Source organism: Micromonospora sp. NPDC003776 (genome assembly GCF_053605645.1).
In genome coordinates this window covers 1-3,163 of the sequence record NZ_JBSGJR010000699.1, presented here as the reverse complement: position 1 = coordinate 3,163, position 3,163 = coordinate 1, and the positions used below count along the sequence as shown (strand labels likewise).

2 protein-coding genes and 1 tRNA gene are annotated in these 3,163 nt (G+C 72.0%); 2 read left to right on the top strand and 1 reads right to left on the bottom strand.

Annotated features, from left to right (window positions below):
- Positions 1-33: 33 nt before the first annotated feature.
- Positions 34-435 (bottom strand): hypothetical protein, encoded by a 402-nt coding sequence (locus ACWEVO_RS33580; RefSeq protein WP_452311442.1) that lies wholly within the window; start codon positions 433-435, stop codon positions 34-36.
- Positions 436-720: 285 nt separating this feature from the next.
- Between ACWEVO_RS33580 and ACWEVO_RS33575 the strand changes: the two genes are divergently transcribed.
- Positions 721-793: transfer RNA gene (locus ACWEVO_RS33575), tRNA-Asn, on the top strand.
- 193 nt (positions 794-986) lie between these two features.
- Positions 987-3,125 carry an MMPL family transporter gene (locus tag ACWEVO_RS33570; protein WP_452311441.1) on the top strand — a complete coding sequence of 713 codons (2,139 nt, stop codon included), beginning with the start codon at positions 987-989 and terminating at the stop codon, positions 3,123-3,125.
- The last annotated feature ends 38 nt before the right edge of the window (positions 3,126-3,163 follow it).

Below are 3,163 nucleotides of genomic sequence, written 5' to 3'. Positions count from 1 at the left end.
GCCCGATGGCGACCGGCCCGCTGCGCGGATGTGTCAGAGGGTGCTGCCGTTGGTGCCCGTGCCGGACGACTTGGTGCTCGTGCTCGTGGTGGTCGAGCCGGTCGAGCTGGTGGAGCCCGTGCCGGTCGAACCGGACTTGGCGCCGACCGTCGCCGGCGTGCCGGCGAACGGCTTGTCGGCCGCGGTCAGCCCCTGCTTGCTGCCGTTGCCGCTGCTCAGCTTCTCGCCGAGCTTGGTCTGCCCCAGCTTGTCCTTGCCCTCGGCGTAGAGCCGGGTCGCCTGGGCCTGCGCGACCCCCGCCGCCTCCTGGACGGTCGGGTGGTCGAGCACCTTGCGGCCCCGCACCACCAGCTCCTCGTACTTCTCCCGGCCGGCACGGGCGCCCAGGACGAATCCCGCAGCCAGCCCGCCAAGGAACATGATCTTTCCGCGCATGGCGGCTCCTTTCGTACCTGACGCGCCGCCGATCCCACCGGGTGTTCCCGACGGGAGCGACCATCTCGCGCCTGCGTCCTCTGTCGGCGGCTAACTACCCATCCTGCTCTCCGGTCATGCCTCCTTGTGCCGAGATGACGATTTGTCCGTATTGCGGGCGGGTTGGTGCGTCCCGGAGGTCGTCCTGGTCGATCGGGTAACCCCCTGGCGCACCACCCCCCGATGTCCTGTACTCTTGTCCCCGTCGCACGGCGCGGAGAGATCCGGCAGCCGGGCGGTGCACGGTCCCCTGTAGCTCAATTGGCAGAGCAGCCGGCTGTTAACCGGCAGGTTATTGGTTCGAGTCCAATCGGGGGAGCTTCGCTCCACACGACGCCCGTCGGCCCACGCCGACGGGCGTTTCTCGTTGTCCGGGCCAGGCCCGGGGCCCGGCGCCGCAGACCGGCCCGGGTGGTTTCCGCCCCCGGGGACGCTTCCGCCCGGCAGGATGGTCGCTGTCGACCTGGACTCCCGATGCGTCGATTTGTGCGTCGATTCAAGGTTGGGTGGAGATGGCCGGAGGACGGAGCCGCTGGACGGCCACGCTGATCGCGCTCGCGGTCGTGCTGGGCTGGCTGGTCGTCGGTGGGATCGCCGGTCCCTACTCCGGGAAGCTCGGCGACGTCGCCACCAACGACAACGCCTCCTTCCTGCCCGCCAACGCGGAGGCGACCCGGGCCCAGGACCTCTCCGCCGGCTTCGTTGAGCGGGAGACCACCCCGGCCCTCGTCGTGTACGAGCGCCGCTCCGGGCTCACCCCGGCCGACCAGCAGCGCGTCCAGGCCGACGCCGCCCGCTTCGGCCAGGTCCCCGGCGTCGTCGGCCCGCTGCCGCCACCGATCGTCAGCCAGGACCGCCAGGCGGTGCAGGTGATCGTCCCGATCGACAGCTCCGAGGGCGAGCGGATCCGGACGGTCGTCGACAAGCTGCGGGAGATCGCCGGCCCGAACCGGGACGGACTCACCGTCGACGTGGCCGGACCGGCCGGACTGCTCGCCGACCTGATCCAGGTCTTCACCGCCATCGACGGGCCACTGCTGCTGGTCACCCTGGTCGTGGTGCTGGTCATCCTGCTGATCGTCTACCGCAGCCCGGTGCTCTGGATCTTCCCACTGCTCGCCGCCGGCATGTCGTACGGGCTGGCCTCGGTCTTCGTCTACCACCTCGCCAAGAACGACGTCATCAAGCTCAACGGGCAGGCGCAGGGCATCCTGACGGTGCTGGTCTTCGGTGCCGGCACCGACTACGCGCTGCTGCTGATCGCCCGCTACCGCGAGGAACTGCACCGGCACGAGCGGCCCTGGGACGCGATGCGCACCGCCTGGCGCGGCGCGGCCCCGGCCATCTTCGCCTCCGGCGCCACGGTCATCGTCAGCCTGCTCTGCCTGCTGCTGTCCAGCCTCAACTCCAACCGGGCGCTCGGCCCGGTCGCCGCCGTCGGCATCGCCGCCACCCTGCTGGTGATGCTCACCTTCCTGCCCGCCCTGCTGGTGCTCGGCGGACGGTGGGCGTTCTGGCCGCGCCGGCCCCGCTTCGACCGGGCCGACCCGCAGGCCGAGCACGGCGTCTGGGGGCGGATCGCCGGTTTCGTGGCCCGGCGGGCCCGCGCCGTCTGGCTGGTCACCGCGGTCGTCCTGGCGGCGCTCGCGATCGGGGTCACCCAGCTCGGCGCCACCACCCTCGGCCAGTCCGACCTGTTCACCAACCGCACCGACTCGGTGGCCGGCCAGGAGGCCATCGCCCGGCACTACCCGGCCGGCACTGGCAGCCCGGCCACCATCTTCACCAACCAGGCCACCGCGCGGCAGGTCGCCCAGGTGGCCCAGGGCGTACCCGGGGTGTCCTCGGTGCTGCCCCTCAGCCGGCAGGGTACGGCCGGCCCGCCGGACCCGAACGCGCCGCCCAAGGTCGTCGACGGACGGGTGCAGCTCAACGTCACCCTGGCCGACCCGCCGGACAGCAACGGGGCCGAGCGGACCATCCGCGACCTGCGCGAGGCGGTGCACAAGGTGCCCGACTCCGACAGCGTGGTCGGCGGCTTCACCGCCATCAACGTGGACACCGCCGACGCCGCCACCCGGGACCGCAACGTCATCATCCCGGTGGTGCTGCTGGTCATCGTGGTCATCCTGGCCCTGCTGCTGCGCGCCCTGGTCGCCCCGCTCCTGCTGATCGCCACCGTGGTGCTGTCGTTCCTGGCCACGCTCGGCCTCTGCGCGCTGATCTTCCGGTACGTCCTCGGCTTCCCCGGCGTCGACCAGTCCTTCCCGCTGTTCGCCTTCGTCTTCCTGGTCGCCCTCGGCATCGACTACAACATCTTCCTGATGAGCCGGGTCCGCGAGGAGTCGGTCCGGCGGGGCACCCGGGCCGGCGTGCTCGCCGGACTCGCCGTCACCGGTGGCGTGATCACCTCCGCCGGCATCGTGCTCGCCGCGACCTTCTCCGCGCTCGCCGTCCTGCCCCTGGTCGTCCTCGTCGAGCTGGGCGTGGCGGTCGCCGCCGGGGTGCTGCTCGACACCATCGTCGTCCGGTCGCTGCTGGTGCCCGCGCTCGCGTACGACATCGGGCCGAAGATCTGGTGGCCCAGCCAGCTGTCCCGGTCCCGGCGGGACGGCGACCGGACCGGTGCGGAGGTGGCCCGTGCCCGGTGAGACCGACGTCGTCATCGTCGGCGGCGGCCTGGCCGGCC